This is a genomic window from Pseudomonas profundi, assembly GCF_008638305.1.
Taxonomy (GTDB): domain Bacteria; phylum Pseudomonadota; class Gammaproteobacteria; order Pseudomonadales; family Pseudomonadaceae; genus Halopseudomonas; species Halopseudomonas profundi.
In genome coordinates, this window is sequence record NZ_VTPZ01000008.1 from 16,002 (window position 1) to 35,573 (window position 19,572).

General features: G+C 58.8%; 19 protein-coding genes. 10 read left to right on the forward strand and 9 right to left on the reverse strand.

Annotated elements, in window-relative coordinates; genetic code table 11:
* Nucleotides 1-18: 18 nt before the first annotated feature.
* The 3 genes from FZE95_RS11805 to FZE95_RS11815 form a co-directional block, all read right to left on the reverse strand.
* The gene (locus FZE95_RS11805; protein WP_150301070.1) at nt 19-996 is read right to left on the reverse strand and encodes an NAD(P)H-dependent flavin oxidoreductase; all 978 of its coding nucleotides are present in this window, start codon (nt 994-996) and stop codon (nt 19-21) included.
* A 687-nt stretch (nt 997-1,683) separates the two neighbouring features.
* The gene (locus FZE95_RS11810; RefSeq protein WP_150301071.1) at nt 1,684-3,513 is read right to left on the reverse strand and encodes an ABC transporter ATP-binding protein; all 1,830 of its coding nucleotides are present in this window, start codon (nt 3,511-3,513) and stop codon (nt 1,684-1,686) included.
* A gap of 218 nt (nt 3,514-3,731) precedes the next feature.
* Nucleotides 3,732-4,412 carry an SGNH/GDSL hydrolase family protein gene (locus FZE95_RS11815; protein WP_150301072.1) on the reverse strand — a complete coding sequence of 227 codons (681 nt, stop codon included), beginning with the start codon at nt 4,410-4,412 and terminating at the stop codon, nt 3,732-3,734.
* Between the two features lie 372 nt (nt 4,413-4,784).
* On the opposite strand from FZE95_RS11815, the gene FZE95_RS11820 reads away from it, so the two are divergent.
* Complete coding sequence (locus tag FZE95_RS11820; RefSeq protein ID WP_150301073.1) at nt 4,785-5,555, forward strand: spermine/spermidine synthase domain-containing protein; 771 nt, start codon at nt 4,785-4,787, stop codon at nt 5,553-5,555.
* A 131-nt stretch (nt 5,556-5,686) separates the two neighbouring features.
* On the opposite strand, the gene FZE95_RS11825 is transcribed toward FZE95_RS11820, so the two are convergent.
* Together FZE95_RS11825 and FZE95_RS11830 are read right to left on the reverse strand one after the other, a co-directional pair.
* Nucleotides 5,687-6,175: a SprT-like domain-containing protein gene (locus tag FZE95_RS11825; RefSeq protein WP_150301074.1), complete on the reverse strand. Its 489-nt coding sequence runs from the start codon at nt 6,173-6,175 to the stop codon at nt 5,687-5,689.
* A 55-nt stretch (nt 6,176-6,230) separates the two neighbouring features.
* Nucleotides 6,231-6,698 carry a flavodoxin family protein gene (locus tag FZE95_RS11830; protein ID WP_150301075.1) on the reverse strand — a complete coding sequence of 156 codons (468 nt, stop codon included), beginning with the start codon at nt 6,696-6,698 and terminating at the stop codon, nt 6,231-6,233.
* Between the two features lie 426 nt (nt 6,699-7,124).
* Here FZE95_RS11830 and FZE95_RS11835 point away from each other — a divergent pair, with 426 nt between their 5' ends.
* The 6 genes from FZE95_RS11835 (at nt 7,125) to FZE95_RS11860 (ending at nt 12,061) form a co-directional block, all read left to right on the forward strand.
* Entirely contained in the window at nt 7,125-8,429 is a 1,305-nt protein-coding gene (locus FZE95_RS11835) for an MFS transporter (RefSeq protein WP_150301076.1), read from the forward strand.
* Nucleotides 8,430-8,491: 62 nt separating this feature from the next.
* A complete protein-coding gene (locus tag FZE95_RS11840; RefSeq protein ID WP_150301077.1) occupies nt 8,492-9,100 on the forward strand; it encodes a DNA-J related domain-containing protein in 609 nt (202 codons plus the stop codon).
* A 150-nt stretch (nt 9,101-9,250) separates the two neighbouring features.
* Complete coding sequence (locus FZE95_RS11845) at nt 9,251-9,850, forward strand: Yip1 family protein (protein WP_150301078.1); 600 nt, start codon at nt 9,251-9,253, stop codon at nt 9,848-9,850.
* 155 nt (nt 9,851-10,005) lie between these two features.
* Nucleotides 10,006-10,830, forward strand: coding sequence for a tRNA 2-thiocytidine(32) synthetase TtcA (gene ttcA, locus FZE95_RS11850; RefSeq protein WP_150301079.1), 825 nt, complete (start codon nt 10,006-10,008; stop codon nt 10,828-10,830).
* An 8-nt stretch (nt 10,831-10,838) separates the two neighbouring features.
* A complete protein-coding gene (locus tag FZE95_RS11855) occupies nt 10,839-11,510 on the forward strand; it encodes a DNA-3-methyladenine glycosylase I (RefSeq protein ID WP_150301234.1) in 672 nt (223 codons plus the stop codon).
* A 62-nt stretch (nt 11,511-11,572) separates the two neighbouring features.
* The gene (locus FZE95_RS11860; protein ID WP_150301080.1) at nt 11,573-12,061 is read left to right on the forward strand and encodes a C40 family peptidase; all 489 of its coding nucleotides are present in this window, start codon (nt 11,573-11,575) and stop codon (nt 12,059-12,061) included.
* Nucleotides 12,062-12,079: 18 nt separating this feature from the next.
* On the opposite strand, the gene FZE95_RS11865 is transcribed toward FZE95_RS11860, so the two are convergent.
* The 4 genes from FZE95_RS11865 to FZE95_RS11880 all read right to left on the reverse strand — a co-directional run bounded on the left by FZE95_RS11865 (nt 12,080) and on the right by FZE95_RS11880 (nt 16,056).
* On the reverse strand, nt 12,080-12,730 hold the full coding sequence (locus FZE95_RS11865; protein ID WP_223825046.1) for a class I SAM-dependent methyltransferase: 651 nt from the start codon (nt 12,728-12,730) through the stop codon (nt 12,080-12,082).
* Nucleotides 12,727-13,470, reverse strand: coding sequence for a CPBP family intramembrane glutamic endopeptidase (locus tag FZE95_RS11870; protein ID WP_150301082.1), 744 nt, complete (start codon nt 13,468-13,470; stop codon nt 12,727-12,729). Before FZE95_RS11870 ends, FZE95_RS11865 begins: the two co-directional genes overlap by 4 nt.
* Complete coding sequence (locus FZE95_RS11875; protein ID WP_150301083.1) at nt 13,471-14,550, reverse strand: patatin-like phospholipase domain-containing protein; 1,080 nt, start codon at nt 14,548-14,550, stop codon at nt 13,471-13,473.
* 273 nt (nt 14,551-14,823) lie between these two features.
* On the reverse strand, nt 14,824-16,056 hold the full coding sequence (locus FZE95_RS11880; RefSeq protein ID WP_150301084.1) for an OprD family porin: 1,233 nt from the start codon (nt 16,054-16,056) through the stop codon (nt 14,824-14,826).
* A gap of 352 nt (nt 16,057-16,408) precedes the next feature.
* Here FZE95_RS11880 and FZE95_RS11885 point away from each other — a divergent pair, with 352 nt between their 5' ends.
* The 3 genes from FZE95_RS11885 to gloA all read left to right on the forward strand — a co-directional run bounded on the left by FZE95_RS11885 (nt 16,409) and on the right by gloA (nt 19,571).
* Nucleotides 16,409-17,728: a Na+/H+ antiporter family protein gene (locus FZE95_RS11885; RefSeq protein ID WP_150301085.1), complete on the forward strand. Its 1,320-nt coding sequence runs from the start codon at nt 16,409-16,411 to the stop codon at nt 17,726-17,728.
* A gap of 100 nt (nt 17,729-17,828) precedes the next feature.
* Nucleotides 17,829-19,046 carry an argininosuccinate synthase gene (locus FZE95_RS11890; RefSeq protein WP_150301086.1) on the forward strand — a complete coding sequence of 406 codons (1,218 nt, stop codon included), beginning with the start codon at nt 17,829-17,831 and terminating at the stop codon, nt 19,044-19,046.
* Nucleotides 19,047-19,166: 120 nt separating this feature from the next.
* On the forward strand, nt 19,167-19,571 hold the full coding sequence (gloA, locus tag FZE95_RS11895; RefSeq protein ID WP_150301087.1) for a lactoylglutathione lyase: 405 nt from the start codon (nt 19,167-19,169) through the stop codon (nt 19,569-19,571).
* The last annotated feature ends 1 nt before the right edge of the window (nt 19,572 follow it).

Below are 19,572 nucleotides of genomic sequence, written 5' to 3' on the forward strand. Positions count from 1 at the left end.
GTTATTCTTGACCGCAGATCAACCGTTCAGCATGCCGGCCAGACGATCACGAATCAGGCCTTCAGCTTCGGCCATGATGCGGTCGACCAGTACTTGAACCGTGGGCACGTCATTGATGAGGCCAGCCACCATGCCGCAGGACCATGCGCCGGCATCCATCTCGCCGGTTTTCATGATGCGCGGGTAAACGCCTGCTACTTCCTCGGCGATGTCGGCGAACTTGAGCTCAGAGCCCAGGCGGCGCTCTTTTTCCAGCAGGCGCTCTACCGCTTCGTTGGTCATCACGCGCTCGGTGTTGCGCAGCGGACGCATGACCAGGCGGGTGTCCAGTTCGCTGGCGGCGACAATCGCTTGCTTTACGTTTTCGTGAACGGGCGCTTCACGAGTAGCAATAAACCGCGTGCCCATGTTCATGCCGTCGGCTCCCAGCGCCAGCGCAGCAACCAGCGAGCGCCCGTCGGCCATTCCGCCTGATGCGACAAAGGGGATTTCCAGCTCTTCCGCTGCACGGGGCAGCAGAATGAAGTTGGGCACATCGTCTTCGCCCGGGTGGCCGCCACACTCAAAGCCGTCGACGCTGACAGCATCGCAACCAATGGCCTGAGCCTTGAGTGCATGACGAACGGCGGTGCATTTGTGGATGACCTTGATGCCTGCTTTCTTCAGCGCAGGCAGATATTTTTGCGGGTTATTGCCGGCGGTTTCTACGACCTTCACGCCGCCCTTGATGATGGCTTCGATATAGCCGGGGTAATCCGGCTGATTGACTGAGGGCAGGAAGGTCAGGTTGACGCCGAAGGGCTTGTCGGTCATCTCGTGGCAACGGCGAATTTCTTCGGCAAGCGCCGCCGGATTTGGCTGGGTGAGGGCGGTGATCATGCCCAGGCCGCCGGCATTGGCGACGGCGGAAGCAAGCTCGGCGTAGCCGACGTGATGCATACCGCCCTGAATGATCGGATGCTGAATACCAAAGAGTTCTGTTATGCGTGTTTTCATGGGGCCTCTATGCGTGCTGAGAGTCTGTTAGCCGCGGGGGGCAGGCAGATTCATGGAAAAGAGTCTGCCTGATTGTATGACCAGTTCCCGGAAAGTGCCGGTGATTGCGGGTATTCAGGGCAGTGATGGCTTGGGCCGCTCTCAAAGGTCTGGCAGCCTCAGACCCATCACGATTGGAGATCTAAATGGAATTGGGCGGACTGAGAAGTCGTAGCCTAACGCCCACCTTCTGGCAGGACTCCGCAAGACGCCGTGAACCCATCCCTGGGGGCTTGGTGAAAACATCCCTGTTTTCAACACTTGCTCCACCCTGCCAGCCGGCGGGCTTGTTCGGGCATTGGTCTGGCTGAGGCCAGCGACTCTTCGCTGGACGACGCTTGCGGTTGCGTAGTGGTGTGCTGAGAGCTGATGCCGGTCGCCCGCCGTATGGCAGGATGGCGCAAGACGAGAACCCGTCCCTCGAGGCCTGGTGAAAACATCCCTGTTTTCAACACTTGCTCCATCCTGCCAGCCGGCGGGCTTGTTCGAAAATTGGTGTGGCTTGGGCCAAAACCATTCTTTTCAATAGAGCCGAGTAGATCACATCAAGGGTTCAGGCTGGCCTGAAGCGAGTAAAGCGCACAGACAAGGTTCCCCCCTTCGCAGAAGGGGGGCTAGGGGGGATTCGGGGTTGGGCTTCTGCTACTATCAATCCTCAGCCAGAAAACCACCCGACTGCCGAGCCCAGAGCTGCGCATACAGCCCGCCGCGGGCGAGTAGTTCGCTATGACTACCGTCTTCGATGATATTACCCTGGTCCATAACAATCAGCCGGTCCATTTCGGCGATTGTGGAGAGTCGGTGGGCGATAGCGATGACGGTTTTGCCTTCCATCAGGGAGTTCAGACTCTGCTGGATAGCAGCCTCTACTTCCGAATCCAGCGCCGAGGTCGCTTCGTCCAGAATCAGTATTGGGGCATCCTTGAGCATGACGCGGGCAATGGCGATGCGTTGGCGCTGGCCGCCGGACAGTTTTACGCCACGCTCGCCGACATGCGCGTCGTAGCCCTGACGACCCTTGGCGTCACGCAGGTCCGGAATGAACGCATCGGTTCTGGCGCGGCGGGCTGCCTGTAGCATCATTTCTTCGTCCGCATCCGGTCTGCCATACAGAATGTTTTCCCGTACTGAGCGGTGCAGCAGGGAGGTATCCTGGGTGACCATGCCGATATGCTCGCGCAGGGAGTCCTGGGTAACGCCGGCGATATCCGCCCCGTCGATAAGGATGCGTCCGCCTTCCACGTCATAGAAGCGCAGCAGCAGATTGACCAGCGTAGACTTGCCCGCGCCGGAGCGGCCGACCAGCCCGATTTTCTCGCCTGGTCGGATATGCAGATCGAGGTGCTCCATCACGCCGTGACCCTTGCCGTAATGGAAGCGCACGTCCTCGAACTTGATTTCACCGCGGGTGACTTTCAGCGGCACGGCATCGGGTGCATCTTCGACGACCTGCGGCCGCGAGATGGAGTTGATGCCGTCCTGCACGGTACCGATATTTTCGAACAGCGCGGAGACTTCCCAGAGTATCCATTGCGACATGCCCCACAGGCGCAAAACCAGTCCGATGGCTACGGCCACGACCCCCACGCTTACCGCTTCATTGACCCAGAGCCAGATCGCGAGCCCGGCAACGCTAAGCAGCAGGATGCCGTTCAGTGCGTAAAGCGAGACGTTGATCTGGGTGACCAGGCGCATCTGCCGGTAGACGGTGGTCATGAACTCGTCCATGCCTTCGCGGGCGAAGCTGGATTCGCGACCAGCATGCGAGAACAGCTTCACCGTCTGGATGTTGGTGTAGCTGTCGACAATGCGTCCGGTCATCATTGAGCGCGCGTCGGCCTGGTGTTCGGCAACCTTGCCCATCACCGGCACGAAAATGCGCATCAGTAGCAGGTAACCCAGAAACCAGAGCAGCATTGGCATCGCCAGACGCCAATCAGCGATACCGACGACCAGAAGTGTGCCGAGGAAATAAACGATCACGTAGTTGAGGACGTCAATCAGCTTGATCACACACTCGCGCACGGCCAGTGCAGTCTGCATTAGCTTGGTGGCGATCCTGCCAGCGAACTCATCCTGGTAGAACGCCATGGACTGGCGCAAAAGATAGCGGTGCACCAGCCAGCGGATGCGCATGGGGAAATTGCCCATCAGCGCCTGATAGGTCACGAGGGAGTTGGCGAGTACCAGCCCTGGTAGCAGCACCATGACCACCAGCGCCATGGCTGCCAGTTTCCAGCCTTCGGTCTGCAGAAAGGACTCGCGGTTCTGCTCCGAAAGCCAATCGACGATGTTGCCCAAGAAGCTGAACAGCCATACCTCGGCGACTGCAATACCCGCCATCAGCAGGCCGGCAATCAACAGATACGACCAGCTCCCACGCGTAAAATGCAGGCAAAAGGCAAGCAGCGTGCGGGGCGGCTCAGTGGGTTCCTCGGAAGGAAAGGGATTGATACGTTGTTCGAACCAGCGAAACATCGGGGCAGCCTGTGGGCAAAGCGGAGAGGGTGCGCATTATGGACCCAGGCAAACGGACGGCTCAAGGGGAAGGGGCTGGTAGAGCTTCGGCGCTGACCCGCCAGAGCCTCGGAGAGACCGATGCGATCAGCTGATGCGCATGCTGAGGCTGATGGCGGGTATTCGTAGGATTAACAGAACGGCCCGCCAAGCGTGGCGGGCCGCAGAGGTAGAACCGATCAGTCAGTCAGCTTTTCAAGCAGCAGGTCTGCCAGTATGCGTGAACCTTCAGCGGTAGGATGGATCTCGTCATTGGCTATATAACGATCCTCGTTGCCGTTGAAGCGATCGCGGACATCGACGAAGGTGATGCCAAGACCTGGATAGGTTCTGGCTTTGTAATCCATGCTGTATTCGTTGATTTCCCTCATTGCCGCAGCATCACCTTTGGCATTGTAATAACCGAGGAAAATGATCTCTTCGATGCCGTCGGCCTGCATCTGCTGAGCCAGTGACGCGATCTCGTCTTCGAGATCCTGCAGCAGTGGCATGCATTCCCGAAGGGACGGGCTGCAATCATTGAGCTGGATGTCGTTACCGCCGCCGTTCATGATGACAGTCTTTATGCCGCTTTTTGACGCGTTGTCATATTGCTCTGGAATCGCGTAGCGACGCGAGCAGATCAGGTTCCCGCCGAGCATCTGGCAGCCTGAACGTGCGTGACTGGTGATGGGTTCGCCCAGGTCGTCTTCAAGATATTCCTTGATGTCACCGCTCAGGGCGAACACTGAATCGCCAATAATCATGGTATCTGCTGAACCGCTTACCGGCGGGTTGACCGCGTTGGCGGTGCCGATATTCATTAACGTCAGCGCTGCGGTGATACAGACACAGTGCTTGATCCTGATCATCAAAGACATGGTAATTCCTCGGTCTATTATTGGTGGTATTGCCTGGCAGTCGCCGACAGCGCACCTCCAGGCGAGACAAGTTGCGTTATGGCCGGCAGATAATACTGTGGGAGATAAGTGGTGAAATCCCCCCAAACAGGTGGTTTTGAGCGGCTAACGTCGACGTCTTCGCAAGATTCGTCAGTTTCTGTACGTGAGCGGGCAAGGTATGGTTTCGGCAGACGGCTACGCGATGAAGCGGCTCCGGCGCCGCTCGTGGTCCTGATCATCCAGAGGTCTCGTCAGTGTTAAAGCATCCCTGCAGTGGTAACCTCAGCCATGCCTGAAAGACATTCCGAACCTTTTGCCAAGCGACTCTATCGCTGTTTGAGGCGCCTGCTGATGAACGATGAAGAAGTACTTCTGGAGAAACTCCGCGATGATTACGGCCAGCTTCGAGTTACCGAAGCTGAGGGTTACCGATTTCTGTATTTTGGTGAGCAGACCGAGCAGAGCTGCACTTTCGTTGCGGAGCCTGCATGGCTCGAATATGACTACACGCGCGCTATGCTGCTGGGCTGTTTCTGGCAGCCGACGCCGCGCGACACGCTGATCCTGGGACTGGGCGGCGGCGCGTTGGCGAACTGCCTGATAGAGCATTTCAGGACTGAAAAGCTGACCGCGATCGAACTTCGCCCAGCGGTAGTAGAGCTGGCAAGTCGCTGGCTGGGATTGACTCAGGATGACCGGTTTTACGTGGGCATTGGGTGCGCTGAGTCCTACGTCAGATCAGCACCGTCAAGTTGTGAACTGTTGTTCATGGACTTGTATATGGAGGGTGGGATTTCGCGTCTGCAAATGCAGAAGGATTTCTTTCAGGCGTGCCACCGTACGCTGCGGCCGGGTGGAGTGATGGTGATCAATCAATGGCAGATGGGGGAAACCGGCCAGCCCTATGCTTCGCGGTTGCTGGAGGACCTGTTCGGAGATCAGTATCTGCAGGTGGCAGTGGAAGAGGGCAATATCCTGTTGTTCGTACCTGCAAGTGGCACGCTGGGTCTCGACCGCGTCGCGATGCTGAACTGGGCTGACCAACTGGAACCGCAGCTCGGGTATTCGTTGCGGCCCTATATCCAGCTGCTGCGCCGGGCTAATGAGGCGCCGCCGTTATAAAAGCCTGCTTCACCCCGGCTTATACCGACTCTGGTATGCCTTGCGCATTCAGCGACAATAGCCGCGGCGTTGAACCCTTTGCATAGTAGCTATGCGTGGATTCCGTCTGTCTTTACAGCAACCGCTTCCCCTCAAGCAAACTGCAGCTTACCTGTAAATTTCAACAGATCACCGCAGCGCCGACATTGATAACGCCTGCCGCGGCCTACCCAGGCATGGCGTTGGGGGGTGAAGGATATGGGAGTAGGGCAGCCGCACTGGTAGTAGTAATGGGTGCGGCGGCGCTCAGGAACGGCATAGTCGTGACAGCGTTTCGGCTCCAATCCGAACACCTCAATCATCAGGGTCTGCCACTCGATGCCATGGGGGCGGATATTGCCGCCATGCAGGGCGTGCGCAACCAGATGCGCGACTTCGTGGGGGACGGTTTGCAGCAGGAAGTCCTCCCGATTGTCCCGGTACATGCGCTCGTTGAAACGCAGCAGGTTGCGCCCCAGGTAGGCGACCCCGGCACGTTGTCCACGCAGGTCCAGCGTCACGCGCGGGCGCACGAATTCCCTGCCCAGACGTTGCTCTGCGCGCTGGTATGCCTGTTCGACTGCTTCGGTAAGAGACTTCATTAGTCCATTATAAAACCGAAGCGGCACGGGCTGTACACACATTGGGGTGAGCGCACTAGAAAATCCCGCTCTCCAGGCCTGCGGCCATGTACAGGCCGAGTTCTTCCGCATCCGTTGCGAAGTCGCTTCGCCATTCACCTTTGAATGTGAGCGGATCCCGGGCCCAGTTCCAGCGTAACCCGGTGACGATGCTTTCCACGGCGCGCCGGGTTCCTGTGCCGTCCAGGCCGGCGCGAATGTACAAGGCGCAGGGGAGCCCCTGTTTTTTCTCCAGAACGGGGTAATAACAACGGTCGAAGAAATCCTTCAGGGCACCGCTCATGTAGCCCAGATTCTCGGTCGTGCCGAGAATAATCCCGTCGGCGGAAAGGACGTCTTCAGGCGTGGCTTCCAGCGGCGGGATCCAGCGCGCCTCAACGTCTTCGATATCGGGATTCTGTGCGCCGCGCAATACAGCTTCGGCCAGCTGGCGGGTGTTGGCGGAAGGGGCGTGGGCGACAATGAGCAATTGTTTTTGGGCCATCGAAACTCTCATCTGAACGGAAAACATCGGTGCATTTCAGCCGACCCTAACCAAGTCGACCCTCTATGACCAGCTCCTGCGGTTGTCTCCTCTGTTTCAAGTATAGATGGGCAGGTATCAGCTATGTCAGGGAACGCACCGGCTCAGAAGTGTCGAACCTGACTTGAGCGGTAAGCGAAGCGGCAGCGCTCAGGCGGGCCGGGCCTTCGCCGTTCAGCAAGCGATCGCAGGTTTGAGTTTTTTGCTCGCATGATCGATTCCAGCGCGCCATTGCCGGTGCCCGGTACGTAGCAAGACGCTCGCGAGTCCTGAAAAACACACCACCAGCTGCGGCAGCCGAAGGTTTGTCTGGCTCACTGCAGTTCAGTTCAGCTTTTACAACAGGCTGGGAAATGCTGTCTGGAACCGGAAGGGGGAAACGGATCCATGATTCCAATACTGTTGCCCATTGGGGCGCTTTTGTCGGGGATTGGCCTGCTGCTCATGGGCACCGGGCTGTTGAATACATTGCTGCCCCTGCGCGGCAGTGCCGAAGGCTTCAGTGATCAGACGCTGGGGTTGCTGGGTTCTGCCTATTACGCCGGCTTCATTATTGGCACCTGGGTATGCCCCAAACTCATCCGGCGCATGGGGCACATCCGCGCCTTTGCGTTCTGCGCCGCAGCGACTGCAGCGTTCATCTTGCTGCATGTGTTGATTGTCGACGCGGCCTTCTGGTTCGTGCTGCGCGTGCTGACCGGGATAGTGCTGGTGGGCATCTACACGGTGGTCGAAAGCTGGCTGAACTCCGAGGCGCCCTCCGAGCGTCGAAGCCAGGTTTTCGCGGTGTACATGGTCGTCAACCTCGGGGCGCTTGCCGCGTCTCAACAATTACTGCGATTCGGCAACCCTGTCGGAGCGGTGCTGTTTGCCGTCGCGGCAATATTCCTGATGGCTGCCATCCTGCCGGTTACCGCGACGCGCCTGCCACAACCGAAAATCTCCCAGACACCCGCGCTGTCACTGAAGCGCCTGTGGGCCGCTGCGCCTGTTGCGGTCTCGGGATCGCTGCTGGCCGGGTTGGCCATGGGCGGTTTCTGGGGGTTGGGCGCTGTGTATGTGAGCCGGCTGGGGATGGATGCAGCAGCGGTCGCAAGCTTCATGTCACTTACCATTCTCGGGGGCATGTTCATGCAGTGGCCGCTGGGATTGCTTTCGGACCGGATCGACAGAAGACAGGCGCTGGCTATCGTCACCGGCATCGCGGCGGTGGGCGGGTTGTTGATGCTAGTGTTCGCTTCGTCCATGCAGATGTTGCTCGTCGCGGCGGCCGTATTCGGTGCCGGTGCCTTCGCGGTGTATCCCACTCTTGTTGCGCATCTGATCGACCACCTGCACCACGATGAGATTCTCTCGGGGAACTCCGCGTTGCTGATGCTTAACGGCGTTGGTTCGGCTTTTGGGCCGGCATTGGCCGGCTTTCTGATGGGCGTGACCGCGCCGAGTGCGCTGCCACTGTTCTTTGTGGTGCTGTTCGCGGCTTGCTCCCTGTATGCGTTCTTTCAGGCGCGCAAGTCCAGCGACCGTATCGTCGAGGAACCGGCGCATTTCGTGCCTATGGTGCACTCAACCGATGCCATGCTCGAGCTGGCGCTGGAAGATCAGGTGCACCCCTCAGAGGCTGAACATCCCCGGCAGTCGGGAGCAGAAGTGCAGGACCCTGCAGAAGCCGCGGCGGGCAGAGGAGGCTGAATCCTGTTGCCGGGATGCGCATCCGGGCAACGGTAATGGATGGGCGGTGCTAGAATGCCGCCATGACTGTCACACCCGAAGATCTGCTGCCCGCCGGGTTCGATCAACATCTGCTCTCCGTTCTGGAATCCGCTCCGGAAGGCGTGGACGAGCATGGGTTGATCAAACGCCTGGCCGCGGATTTTCCGCAGTCGGTCTTTGCCATACCGGGCGTTTTCAGCGATCCATTGCAATTGTTCCGGATGCACTTCCTGCTATTCCATAAATTGTATCGGTTGTCCGATGCGCTGAACCCCGCTGGATTGCAATTGCAAATCGGCGCAATGCGAATCGCTATTGTACCCGTCACGGTGTCCCGCCCGGGCCTGAGGGTGGCCGATCCACTACGTACGTACTATCTGGACTGGCAGCAATGGGCCGCTACCAACGCGGATGAAGTACAGAGGCTACTGGATACATTCTGGTCCCGACAGCCGACTGCTCTGGATGGCGAGGTTGAACAGGCACTGGCGCTTTTCGATCTGGAAGCTCCCTCCAGCTTCTCGCAGATCAGGCAGCGCTATCGCACCCTGATGAGCGCTCACCACCCCGATCGCGGGGGCGACACACAGCTTGTTCAGCGCATCAATGAAGCTTTTTTAATTCTGAAACGCTATTACCCGGCCGTTTGAAGTCGCCAAACTCTCTAATCGTCCTGCTTTTTTCCGAACGCTTTTTGACTATAGTCAAGGCAAGGGCTGCGACATACTGTCACAGCCTCGCACCTGCCGCCGGCCAAGCCGTAGACGACAGGAATGAATAATAAATCGAGGAGCCGCACGATGATCCAACACGTCATGGGATTGTTCACCCACCCTGATCAGGAATGGAAAGAAATCAAGGGCGAGGAACGCACCATCGGCCCGATGTACCTTGTCCACGTTCTTGTCCTCGCCGCGATTCCAGTCGTATCGGCCTACATTGGCACTACGCAGGTGGGTTGGTCGATAGGCACCGTGGATGCGGTCAAGTTAACGCAGGCAAGCGCGCTCTACATGACCATACTGTCCTATATCGCCTTGCTGGCAGGCGTAGTGGTGATGGGTGCCTTCATACACTGGATGGCGCGCACCTACGACTCCAGTCCGACGCTGAGCGACTGCCTGGTGTTTGCCGCCTATACCGCAACGCCGTTGTTCCTGGCGGGCTTATGTGCCTTGTATCCAAACCTGTGGCTACTGATGACGGTCGGTACCGCCGCGGTCGCTTACACTACGTATCTGCTGTACCAGGGTATCCCTATCTTCATGGACATCCCGCCTGAGGAAGGCTTCCTTTTCTCCAGCTCCATTCTGGCCGTTGGCCTGGTAGTGCTGGTCGCGATGATGGCGACAGCCGTGATTTTCTGGGGCTTCGGCATCGGTCCGGTTTACCTGCGCTAACCAGGGCTTGTCTGGTGTCTCATTGCGAGACGCCAGACAGGCTCCGGATGCAAAACGCCCCCTGACGGCCGTCCGGTCGTCAGGGGGCGTTGTTTTTATGGCGCAGTATTTGTGGGTAAAATAGCCGGCTTTATCTCCTTCCGGATTCCGCTGTCATGTCCACCCTGAGCGTCAACCAGAACAAACTGCAGAAACGTCTGCGCCGCCTCGCTGCCGAAGCCGTTACCGACTACGGCATGATCGAGGAGGGCGACAAGATCATGGTGTGTCTGTCCGGCGGCAAGGACAGCTATACGATGCTGGACATGCTGCTGCATCTGCAGAAGGTCGCGCCTATCCGTTTTGAGCTGGTCGCGGTGAACCTTGATCAGAAGCAGCCGGGTTTTCCGGAAGACGTTCTCCCGGCTTACCTTGATCAGGTTGGCGTGCCGTACCATATCCTCGAGCGCGACACCTATTCCATCGTCAAGGAGAAGGTGCCGGAGGGTAAGACCACCTGCTCGCTGTGCTCGCGTCTGCGGCGCGGCAATCTTTACACCTTTGCCGATGAGATCGGCGCAACGCGCGTGGCCCTCGGGCATCATCGCGACGATATCGTCGAAACCTTCTTTCTGAACATGTTCTACGGTGGCACGCTCAAGGCAATGCCGCCGAAGCTGCTGTCGGATGATGGTCGCAATGTGGTGATCCGGCCGCTGGCGTACTGCAGCGAGAAGGACATCGAGGCTTACTCACGGCTGCGCGAATTTCCGATCATTCCGTGCAATCTCTGTGGTTCACAGGAAAACCTGCAGCGCAAAGTCGTCAAGCAAATGCTGCAGACCTGGGAGCGGGAAAACCCCGGCCGGATTGAAAGCATCTTCCGCTCGCTGCGTCATGTGCATCCTTCCCAGCTGGCCGATGCCAAATTGTTCGACTTCGCCAGCTTGAAGATTGACGATCAGGCCACCCCACGTTTTCTCAATGTCATGAACGTCTGATGCCTGAACTGCGCAGTTATACCTGGCTGGAAGAGTATTGCCTGAACCGCTTCGGCTCGCGTACTGCGCTGGAGGCGCGATTGCCGGTGCCGGCAAGTGACAAGCAGCTGCGTCAGCTGAGCAACGACCGCTATCTGTCGACCCTGGCGCTGCGTGTATTCCGCGCAGGTCTGAAACACAGCCTGGTCGATGCCAAGTGGCCGGCCTTCGAACAAGCGTTCTTCGGGTTCGATCCGGAAAAGGTCGTATTGATGGGCGCCGAGCATATTGAGCGGATGATGCAGGACACCCGGCTGATACGGCATCTCGGCAAGCTCCGCAGTGTGCCGCGCAACGCCCAGATGATCCTCGATATCAGTGCCGAACAGGGTTCGATGGGCAACTTCATTGCCGATTGGCCGGTCAGCGACATCACCGGGCTGTGGCGATTGATTGCCCGGCGTGGCAACCAGATGGGCGGATTATCGGCACCGCGCTATTTGCGCATGCTCGGCAAGGATACTTTCGTACCCAGCAATGATGTGGTCGCGGCGCTCAAGGCGCAGGGTGTGGTCGATAAGGTACCGAGCAGCCAGCGTGACCTGGCGGCTACCCAGGACGCGTTCAATCAGTGGCACGCTGAAAGTGGCAGACCCATGTGTCAGCTATCTGTGATGTTGGGCCACACCGTGAACCATTGATCTTGACCGGTTTGTGATGGCAGGGCAGTGTTACGCCCATGATCGGCTATCGAGACTGCTCCATGCGTTTACCGGGTTTGATGATACTTGCTGCGGCGGTGGTACTGGTGGGCTGCTCCAGCGCGCCAAAAACCCATGCCCCCAATGTTAGCCCGGCCCCGCCTGCACCCTCAGGGCAGGCGTATGACGACGTGATTTTCCACGCATTCAGTCTGCTCGGTACGCCTTATCGCTATGGCGGCATGTCTCCTGAGACGGGATTCGATTGCAGTGGGCTTATCAACTACGTTTATCGCGAATCGGCGGGCGTCAGCCTGCCCCGCACGACCTCCGGGCTCAGCGCATTACCCGCACAGAAATCCGCTCCGTTACAGCCTGGCGATCTGGTGCTGTTTTCCATGCAGGGCCGCAAGGTCAACCATGCCGGGATATACGTCGGCGACGGTCGGTTCCTGCATGCTCCTAGCACGGGTGGGCATGTACGCGTCGACAGTTTGCAAGCCAGTCATTGGCAGCGCTGGTTCAGTGGCTCCCGTCGCGTACTGGACTGATCGCTACGACTTGAACCGTTAATGCGCGTGTTTGCGCAGCATTACGACATCCGCGCCTACGATCTCCAACTCCGCGCCCCAGCGCTCAGCCAGCCATTCAAAGGTCTGATCGCTGAAGAAGCTGATATGCGTCAGGTCATTCTTGTAATGCCAGCTCTGGAATGCGTGCTGGTCGCGCACGCGCTTGGTCATGATCGCGAGCCAGCCGCCCGGTTTCAGGCATTGCCACAATGGATCCAGCTCGCACGCCGGCCGTGCCAGGTGCTCGACAACTTCAGTGGCTGTGATGAAATCCCATTGCTGCTCTAGCCGCTCAGGCGCCGGATGATAGTAGATGTCGTGCAGGGCAACACGATGGCCCTGATCTTCCAGCATGGCGGCAAGCGCCGGGGCAGGACCACAGCCAAAATCCAGACCTTCGCTACCGGGTGCCAGTCGAGCCAGCAACGGCTCGGCCAGGCGTGACAGAAAGCGGCGGTAGCCAGGCTCATGAGTATCGTTTTGATGCAGATCGTAGATCGCACGTTCGGCCTGGGTACCGATGTGGTACTCGCGCGGAACATGCACCAGACCGCAGACGAAACAGTGATGATAGACGCGCCGTCGATCAGTACAGTAAAGCGAGGTCGGCGCATTGCACAGCGGACATGGAAAGACGGAGGCATTCACTGGATCGACACCAGCAACAGGGTCAACCCGTTGTACACCGCATGTGCCAGTACGCATAGCCAGAGCTGGTCATAACGCCAGCGCAGCCAGCCCAGAAACAGCCCCAGCAAACCAATGACCAGAACGCCACCGGGACTGTAGAAGCCGTGCAGTAGCGCAAAAATCAGAGTCGAAGCCGGCAAGGCGATCAGCATGCCTGGACGGGTCCGCGCCATGGCCTTGAGCAGCCACCCGCGGAAGATGAATTCTTCAGCCGCTGGCACCCAGAGCACCGCGAGCACCAGCGCCGCCAGCAACCTACCACCGGTCAGCTCGAGCAATGGCGTCACCGCCTGCGGCCTGGCTCCGTCTTCCGGGAGCAATACGCTATCGGGTAAACGCAGATCGAACCAGCCAGCAAGCGGGTCGGCGGCATAGACCATGATCGCCGCACCCAGTATCGCCAGCAGCACGCCGCGCACATTCAGGTGCGAGCCAAACAACCAGCGCAGCGGCGAGTCGGGTTGCAATAGCCAGGCAATAAACAGGCTGCCGAGCATGACGGATGCCGCGAAGAGCGCATCCAGCATCAGAAACTGGGTATCGATATGAAACTGGCTGCCGACGAAACGCATGATCCATGCCGCGACATAATGGCTCAGCAAACCAAGGCCACCGTAGAGCACCGCCAGGCGCACTAGAATGAGACCGTCGTCGAGCGCCGAGCGGCTGGGCCTGGGTAACCTGATGAATTGCAGCATCTATAGCGGCTGGATGCGGTCGATCAGCCGACCGCTATCAACTAGCTCGAGAAACTCATCGCCCAGACGAGCGCTTTCTGCCATTGCCGTGCGCCAATATTTTTCCCGGGCCGCGTCATCATCGAGAAACCGGGTGAAGTCCTTGCGATCCGGTAACTTGCCGTAGGGCAGGGAAGCGAGATATTCACGTGACGGCGCTATCAACAGAACATCCTTCAGCTGCTGGAGGTTACCGCGCCGCCAGGGCAGCGTCTTGTCGAACCAGCCGGGTACAACCCGGTCAACGAAGTGTGGATAAAACACCACTCCGGGTGCCTGGTAGGGCAAATCCAGGTGATAGTCCAGCAGCCCACCGTCCCGGTAGGCGCCAGCTGCCATACCGGGAATGTCACGCACGGCCTCCATCACCATCGGAATCGAACCCGATGCAAGCAAGGCCTGACGCATATTAGCGGCGCTCAGGTGGACGTGACTGCTGGTGAAGTCGAGCAGCTCGGCAAGCGGTGGCTGCAAGCGCGGGTCATGCAGAATGACTCGTTCAAAGTAGTGCTTGAGGAAGCGGCGACCCAACAGGTTGGCGCCTATCACCCCGCTCAAGCCAAGCCCGAGGCGAGAACGGGAGTCGTGCTGCATCAGCCCCAGGCTTCTGACCACCACTACATTCAAATAGTAGAGCGGGTTGCGCAACATTTGCTCGAATTGATCGCCGAGCAGGTCATCGAGCATTACGCCGCAACGCAGGCTGATTTCTGCAACGCTGATGCCCCGGGGAAACCGCTGCGTGGTATAGAGCTCCCCCAGTCGCTTCAAGCCGGCAACCGGGTCCGGCAGACAGGCCGCAGCGAACCGCCAGCTGCCAATCGAGGCGCCGATCAGACTGCGTGGCTGATCGGTGCGCGGAAGCCAGTCTCCAAAGAGCGCCAGGTCCAGCCCCTGGATACCCAACGCCTTGGGCCCGCCTGCGGCACCGGGAATCATGTGCACGTCCGCAGGTTGTAGTCCGTTCTGGCGGATGTGATCGATGGCGCTATGGCCGGCCCGGAGTGTCAGTGCGGGGGAGGGAATGTGGATGGCGACCATGAAAGCGTTAAGTCTCTGTGCATGCCGGGAAAACGATTGGACCGTAATATTACACGTCGAGGGGCTACAGGCGCAGCTTTGGGGGCGTTGAGTCGATAGGTTGGGTGCGGTAGCCAGACCTGGCGTAGCGCGGGCGCGCTACACCCCCAGGCTGGCCCGGACTTGCCGTCCTGGGGGTGGTGAGCGCCTAGGGCCGCGTCCGGACTCGCCGACGGGGTGGGTTGCGGTACCAAGGCTGGCGTAGCACAGGCGCGCTACACCCCCAGGATTCGCTTACCGCAGCGCGATGGTGTAGTTGAGGATCAGGCGGTTCTCATCTATGGCGCCGGCTACGTCGGAGCGCACCATCGCGTTACGCCATTGAATCGAAACGTTCTTCAGAGCGCCGCTCTGGATGGTGTAGGTGAAGTCGATATCCCGTTCCCATTCCTTGTCTGCGCCAGCGATATCGATATTGTCGCCGCTGACATAGCGCACCAGACCCTTGAGGCCGGGTACGCCGAGCGTGGCGAAATCCAGATCATAGCGGGCCTGCCAGGACTTCTCATCGGGGCGGCCGAAATCCAGAATCTGGATGTAGTTGGCGACATAGGGGTTACTCAGCGCTATGTAGGGGAACGCGGAGTCGCCATCGCTATGCTGATAGCCGAGCCGGAAGGTATGCGCACCGGTACCGGCCGAGAGCATCACGGATTTCATCTTGTTGTCGGTGCTGCCGGCTTCGATGTCGCTGTCGAAGTAGGCAAGGTTGGCACCCAGCTTCCAGTTGCCGAGCGTCACGTTATGCAGCAGGTTGATCATGTTCTGGTCGTAGACACCATCCAGATCACCCCGCCACAGACCCAGCGTGGTGGAGTCGGGGGACTGGGCGGGAAAAGTATAGGCCCCGCCGAAATAGTTGAAGCGGTCAGATGTGCCGCCAATGTTGGCGATCATGTCTTCGCGATTGGTGCTGTTCATCTGATTGAATTCGCGTAGCTGCGCTGCCTGTAGCGCCAGGCCGCTGATCTCGTTCATCGTCAGCGCCGCGCCGGTGTAGGTCTGGGGCAGCAAACGTATGTCGCTGGCCTGCAACACAGGGATAGACGGGGTCAGCCCACCTACTTTGAGTTCGGTCTCGGATATCTTGGCTTTGGCAGTGAAGGTGATATGGCTGTAACTGCCTGGACCTTCGTCCCCCAGTGCGCTGGGAAGCAACGCGGTGCCGGCGTGGTCATCATCTGACGCCAGCTTCAGACCAAGCGCCGCGTGAACGTCCAGCCCCAGCCCCTGGTCGCCGTGGCTATAGCCGGACTTGCCGCGGAAAATAAAGCCTTGGGCCCACTCTTCGGCCTGTGGACGTGCACCGGTATCGCGAAAATCCCGATTGAAATAGAAGTTGCGCAGTTGCAGCGAGCCGCTGGCATCGTCAACGAAGGGGGAGGCATGCGCTCCCGGAGAGGTAGGCAGGGTGAGCGAAAGGGCGACGGCAGCAGCCAGCGCACCGGGTTTACCAAGCTTTTTCATTATTATTCTCCTGATGGATGGTAGCGAACCGGCATCAGCCGGCGGCGCCACTCAATAAAGCACGCGTTTGGCATCCCGACCGTAAGACCTTGGTCGAATCCCTGGATAGGGCTGTCTCTTGCGAATGCAGGCGTTAGTACAGATGTTGTCGTCAGGCACTGTTCTTGAGCGCTTGCGTGTTGGCTCGGGACGGATCCACTGATTCGCTGGCGGGAATTAGACTTTGGTAGGGTATGGCGCAAATAACACCTAGGGGGTCATTTTTTGACAGCATTGGGGCTATGCGGCAGAGTACGCGCCCTTCAGCCAGCGCCGGTCTGGCAGTCTGCAATCAAATACAGGAACTCCAACGATGAATGCCGTAGTCGTAGCTGTTGCAGTGATGCTGGTGCTGAGCTTGTGCAGGGTGCACGTAGTAGTCGCACTCATCCTCGGGGCGGTAACCGGCGGGCTGGTGGGCGGGCTGGGGCTTGAGGCAACGCTGGAAGCTTTCCAGAACGGTCTGGGCAAAGGCGCCAACGTGGCCCTGAGTTACGCATTGCTCGGCGCCTTCGCTGTGGCGATCGCCAAATCCGGTCTCGCCCATGCACTGGCTGACCGCGCACTGGGCATGATCAACCAGCGCAACGAAGCGGGCCACGGTCTGCTCAAGATCATGTTGCTGGGTGTCATTCTGGCGGTGGCGTTATCATCCCAGAACATACTCCCGATCCATATCGCCTTCATTCCGCTGCTGGTCCCGCCACTGCTGATGGTCATGGCCAGGCTGAATCTGGACCGCCGGCTGGTGGCCTGCGTGCTGACCTTTGGTCTGATCACCCCTTATATGTTTCTACCTGTGGGTTTCGGCGGGATATTTCTGAATGACATCCTGCTGGCCAATCTCACCGAGAGCGGCGCCGATGTCAGCGAGGTCAACGTCATGCAGGCGATGGGCTTGCCGGCGCTGGGCATGTTGTGTGGCTTGCTGGTGGCAATCTTCATCAGTTACCGCCGCCCGCGCAGCTACGACGTCTCGCGGATCGAGCAAGCCGGCGGGGAGAGCGTAAGCTATAACCCGCTTTCGCTGGTTGTCGCTCTGCTTGCTGTGGCCGCTGCCTTCGTTGTGCAGTTGCTGCTTGATTCGATGATTATTGGTGCGCTTACCGGCTTTGTGATTTTTTCCGTGTCCGGCGTGGTGCGCTGGCGTGAAGCGGACGATGTCTTCACCGAAGGCATGAAAATGATGGCGATGATTGGCTTCATCATGATTGCTGCGGCCGGCTTTGCCGAAGTCATGCGTGCCACCGGTTCGATCGAGACGCTGGTGGCGAGCTCCGCTGACATGATCGGTAACAGCAAGGGGCTGGCGACGCTGCTGATGTTGCTGGTCGGGCTGCTGATCACCCTGGGTATCGGCTCTTCATTCTCGACCATTCCCATCATTGCGGCCATCTACGTGCCGCTGGCGTTGCAGCTGGGTTTCAGCCCGCTGGCGATTGTCGCGCTGGTCGGTACAGCCGCGGCCCTGGGTGATGCGGGCTCGCCAGCGTCGGATTCAACGCTGGGGCCGACCGCCGGTCTCAACGTGGATGGCCAGCACAACCACATATGGGACACCGTGGTGCCGACCTTCCTGCATTACAACCTGCCACTGATTGCCTTCGGCTGGCTGGCGGTCATGGTGCTTTGATCGGCATCCGCGCTGTGATTCCTCGCTGCCGGGCGCTAGAATAGCGCCTTTGACCGGCGCTCTCAGCGGCGACGGAAATGAACCTTCAAGGGAGCGCGTAATGACTGATGTGAAAAAAGTCGTCCTGGCCTATTCGGGCGGACTGGATACGTCGGTAATTCTCAAGTGGTTGCAGGACACTCACGATTGCGAAGTGGTTACCTTCACAGCCGATCTCGGCCAGGGCGAAGAGGTCGAGCCGGCCCGCGCCAAGGCCCAGGCCATGGGCGTCAAGGAAATCTACATTGATGACCTGCGCGAAGAGTTCGTGCGTGATTTCGTGTTCCCCATGTTCCGCGCCAACACCGTTTACGAAGGTGAGTACCTGCTGGGCACCTCCATTGCCCGACCGCTGATCGCCAAGCGTCTTATCGAAATCGCCAATGAAACGGGCGCAGACGCCATTTCCCATGGCGCTACCGGCAAGGGCAACGATCAGGTGCGTTTTGAGCTCGGCGCCTATGCCCTCAAGCCCGGCGTCAAGGTTATCGCTCCCTGGCGCGAATGGGATCTGTTGTCCCGAGAAAAACTCATGGATTATGCAGCCAAGCACGACATTCCGATCGAGCGCCACGGCAAGAAGAAATCGCCTTACTCGATGGATGCCAACCTGCTGCACATTTCCTATGAAGGTGGCGTGCTGGAAGATACCTGGGCCGAGCACGAAGAAGACATGTGGCGCTGGACCAAGTCGCCAGAAGCCGCGCCGGATACTCCGACCTACATCGAACTGACCTACAGCAAGGGTGACATCGTCGCCATTGATGGCAAACAGATGAGCCCGGCCGAAGTGCTGGCCTACCTGAACAAGGTTGGCGGCGAAAACGGCATCGGTCGTCTGGATATCGTCGAGAACCGTTTTGTCGGCATGAAATCCCGCGGCTGCTACGAAACTCCCGGCGGCACCATCATGCTCAAGGGGCACCGTGCGATCGAGTCCATCTGCCTGGACCGCGAAGTTGCCCACCTAAAAGACAGCCTGATGCCCAAGTATGCCGAGCTGATCTACAACGGTTTCTGGTGGAGCCCTGAGCGCGTCATGATGCAGCAGATGATTGATGCATCGCAGCTCCACGTGAACGGTGTAGTGCGTCTGAAGCTCTACAAGGGTAACGTCATCGTTACCGGCCGCAAATCTGACGACTCGCTGTTCGATGCTGCCATCGCCACCTTCGAGGACGACGCTGGTGCCTATGATCAGGCTGATGCAGCCGGCTTCATCAAGCTGAATGCGCTGCGCATGCGTATCGCTGCTGGCAAGGGCCGTAAATTACTGTAAAGCCGTAAACACTGCTTGAGGCTGTAGGCTGGAGGATGATAGCCGTGCTGGCACGAAGGTTGTCTTCCAGCTTCAAGCTTTCCAGCCCTAAGCCTTTAGCGAGGCTCCGAAGGAGATTCTATGCGCATCTTACACACCATGCTTCGCGTCGGTAACCTCGACAAATCCATTGCCTTCTACACCGAGGTGCTGGGTATGACGCTGCTGCGTCGCAAGGATGTTCCCGAAGGTCGATTCACTCTGGCCTTTGTCGGTTATGGCAACGAAGCAGAGAATGCCGTTCTCGAACTCACCCACAACTGGGACACCGATCATTACGTGCTGGGTACCGGTTACGGGCATATCGCTATCGAAGTGCATGATGTCTATAAGGCCTGTGAGCAGATCCGCGAAGCCGGCGGCAAGATCGTCCGCGAGCCGGGCCCGATGAAGCATGGCACCAGCGTGCTGGCCTTCGTCGAGGATCCGGACGGTTACCGCATCGAGTTACTCTCTGGTCGTTCGGAAACACCGAACGCGTCCTGAG